3 protein-coding genes are annotated in these 3165 nt (G+C 63.9%); 1 reads left to right on the top strand and 2 read right to left on the bottom strand.

Annotated elements, in window-relative coordinates:
* Positions 1-1296 (top strand): HlyD family type I secretion periplasmic adaptor subunit, encoded by a 1296-nt coding sequence (locus EN749_RS33140; RefSeq protein ID WP_189367887.1) that lies wholly within the window; start codon positions 1-3, stop codon positions 1294-1296.
* 21 nt (positions 1297-1317) lie between these two features.
* Here EN749_RS33140 and EN749_RS33135 read toward each other — a convergent pair whose 3' ends face one another.
* Together EN749_RS33135 and EN749_RS33130 are read right to left on the bottom strand one after the other, a co-directional pair.
* Complete coding sequence (locus tag EN749_RS33135; protein WP_127398345.1) at positions 1318-2154, bottom strand: sulfite exporter TauE/SafE family protein; 837 nt, start codon at positions 2152-2154, stop codon at positions 1318-1320.
* Between the two features lie 91 nt (positions 2155-2245).
* Positions 2246-2992, bottom strand: coding sequence for an SDR family NAD(P)-dependent oxidoreductase (locus tag EN749_RS33130; RefSeq protein WP_027039485.1), 747 nt, complete (start codon positions 2990-2992; stop codon positions 2246-2248).
* Positions 2993-3165 lie beyond the last annotated feature (173 nt).

The raw sequence follows: 3165 nt of genomic DNA, 5'->3' as shown, positions 1-3165 counted from the left end.
CTGCTGGAACCGGTGCCGCTGCGTCTCACCGGCGTGACGTGCACCGGCTTCGCGATCATGTTCCTGTTCTTCGGCGTGGCCGGGGGATGGGCGGCCCTGGCGCCGCTGGACAGCGCTGCGGTAGCGTCGGGCGTGATCAAGGTCGCCGGCGACCGCAAGCTCATCCAGCACCTCGAGGGCGGCATCATCGCGGAGTTGAACGCCGCCAACGGGGATATCGTCAAGGCGGGCAAGATCCTCGTCCGGCTCGACGGCACGCAGGCAAAGGCGCAGCTCGACCTGATCCAGAACCGGATAGCAACGCGTGAGGCGCTGGCCGCGCGTCTCAGGACCGAGCGTGACGGCAAGACCGAGATCGAGTTCAATCCGGCGTTGCTCGCAAACCCCGCGATCGCCGTGAAGGACGCGGTGGCAGCACAGCGTGACGTGTTTACAGCGAAGCACCACAATCTGAAGGACGAGCGGGAAATTCTCGGCCAGCGCCGTCACCAGGTCGAGGAAGAGATAACGGGGCTGGAGCAGCTTGTCGTCACCGAAGACAAGCAGATCGAGGCAATCGAGGGCGAAAGCAAAGACCTTGAGGGTCTGCTCAAGAAAGGGCTGACCACCCGCGAACGGAACCTGTCGCTCAGACGCCAGCAGCGGGAGATCGAGGGCGAGCGCGCCACCAATGTCGCGGCAATCGCCCGTGCCGGAAGCGCCATGGCCGAGATCGACATGCAGATCCTGAACCTCAACACAGTGCGCCTGAACGAGGCCGTCGACGAGTTGAGCAAAGTCGAGGCGGAGCTGTTTGACCTCGGACAGCAGGAGCGTTCCGCCAGGGACGTGCTTAGCCGTACCAACGTCGTCGCGCCCGTTGACGGCATCGTCATGGAGCTGAAGGTCCATACCGCGGGCGGTGTCGTGAAACCCGGTGAGACATTGATGACGATCGTACCGCTCGGACAACAACTCGTGGTCGAGGCTATGGTCAAGCCGGAGGATGTCGAGACGATCGCACCCGGACAGCCCGCGCGCGTCAGCTTCCCGGCCTTCGCCCGCTACAACCTGCCGCCGCTCGAGGGCGTCGTGGAGATCGTGTCGGCTGACCGCATGGTTGAGGAACGCAGCGGCGCACCTTATTTCGCCGCGACGGTTGTGATCGACAAAAGCGAACTCGGCAAGCTGGAGGGCCGCAAGCTGCTGCCCGGCATGTCGAGCGAGACGATGATCCGGACGGGGGCTCGCACCGTGCTCTCTTATCTCGCCGAGCCGATCACGCAGAACTTCCGCCGGGCCATGCGGGAAAAATAGCCGTAGGCCGCTGAACCGGATTCAGGAAAGCAGCATTCGCCCGGCCGTGATCGCCAGGAAGAACGCAAAGGCAAGTTTCAGGTAGCGCGGGTTGAGCGCGTGGGCGAGCCTTGCGCCCAGAGGTGCGAACAGAAAGCTCACGGGCGCTATGATGGCAACCGCCGGCAGGCTGACGTAACCCAGGCTGAGCGGAGGCCTGCCTGCAATTGCGAGACCCGACCAGATGAAGCCGGCCACCGCCGGCAGCGCGATAAGCAGGCCAAGCGCCGACGATGTGCCGACGGCCCGGTGCACCGGAAAGGAGAAGCTGGAAAGCGTCGGCACCGACAGTGTGCCGCCGCCAATTCCCATGAGCGAAGAGACAAAGCCGATCACAGCAGCGATCGCACGGTTGATCCAGCCGCTTTTCGGCAGGTGATCGGAGATCACGAGGTGCTTCGGCAACGCCATGTTGACGGCCACCAGCAGGCCGACGACGCCGAAGACCAGCCGCAAGCCGGCGCCCGGGATGAATTTCGACATGATGCCGCCGATGAGGGCACTGACGAAAATGGCCGGTCCCCACAGAGTGAGCAGTGCCCGGTCGACATTGCCGCGCCTGTTGTGCGACCGCATCGACGAGATCGAGGTGGGGATGATGACCGCAAGCGACGTCGCGACAGCCAGATGGCTGATCACAGCAGGCGAAAAATGGAACAGGCTAAGCACCCAGAACAGCACCGGGACGATGACGATGCCGCCTCCGACTCCCAGCAGACCGGCGAGCACGCCGGAGGCAATTCCGGTCATGGCCAGGCCGGCGATCAGCATTGCAATCGTCAGCCCGTCGAAAACCGACGTGTCGAATCCGAAGTCCACTATGATTTTTCCTTGATTGGCCGCGCTCGTCCGCTGCTGCGACCCATGCAGGTCGCCCGGAATGCACAACAGGTTTTGGGATGCGCTTTGGCTAGTGGCGCACCATCCCGGCGTCGACATTGAGCGTCTGGCCAGTGATCCAGCGCGCATCGTCGGAGGCCAGGAACGAAACCACGTCGGCGATATGTTCCGGCTGCCCTTTGCCTTTCATCGCCTGAAGCATCTCGACGAAGCCGAACGCCTCGTTGTGCGGGCTCGCCTTGACGCCGTCGCTCTCGATCAGGCCGGGCGTCACCGCATTGGCGGTGATGTTGTATTTGCCAAGCTCGGTGGCGAGCGCCCTGGTGAAGCCGATGACGCCACCCTTGGCCGCGACATAGGCGGCCATGTTCGGCGTGCCGGCAAAGAAGGTGTTGGATGCGATGCTGATTACCCGTCCGGCCTTCCCCGCCGCACGCATCTGGTCCGTACCGGCACGGCTGACGATGAAAGTGCCGGTCAAATTGACGTCGATGATCTTGCGCCAATGGTCGAGATCGACATCGTCCCAGGCGACGAACGGCACGATGCTGGCATTGTTGACCAGGATGTCGATGCCCCCGGTCAGGGCCTGGATTTCGGCGAAGAGTGCCTTGACGGATGCCGGATCGGAAATGTCGGCGGCGATCGCCCTCGCCTTTCCGCCTATCGCCGCGGCCGCCGCCCCGGCGCCTTCGGCATTGATGTCGCTGACGATGACGGTCGCACCGTCGGCGGCAAGCCGCGCTGCGATCGCCTTGCCGATACCCTGCGCGGCGCCTGTAACCAGGGCCGTCTTTCCCGCAAGCCGTTCAGTCATGAAAATGCTCCCTCAATCCGTGGTGATGTCTGTTCAGGCGTCGGCGTCGATCACGGCCAGCGCCGCGTCGATGCCCCTGCCGATCGCCAGTTTCTGGCCGGCCGCGTTCATGGCGCCGCCCAGTGCCGTCAGCGCCGCGATCGCATAGATCGGCTGGGCTGTCGGTCCCATAT

The organism is Mesorhizobium sp. M7A.F.Ca.ET.027.02.1.1 (assembly GCF_004022985.1).
Classification (GTDB): Bacteria; Pseudomonadota; Alphaproteobacteria; order Rhizobiales; family Rhizobiaceae; genus Mesorhizobium.
This window is presented reverse-complemented; position numbering and strand designations above follow the sequence as displayed.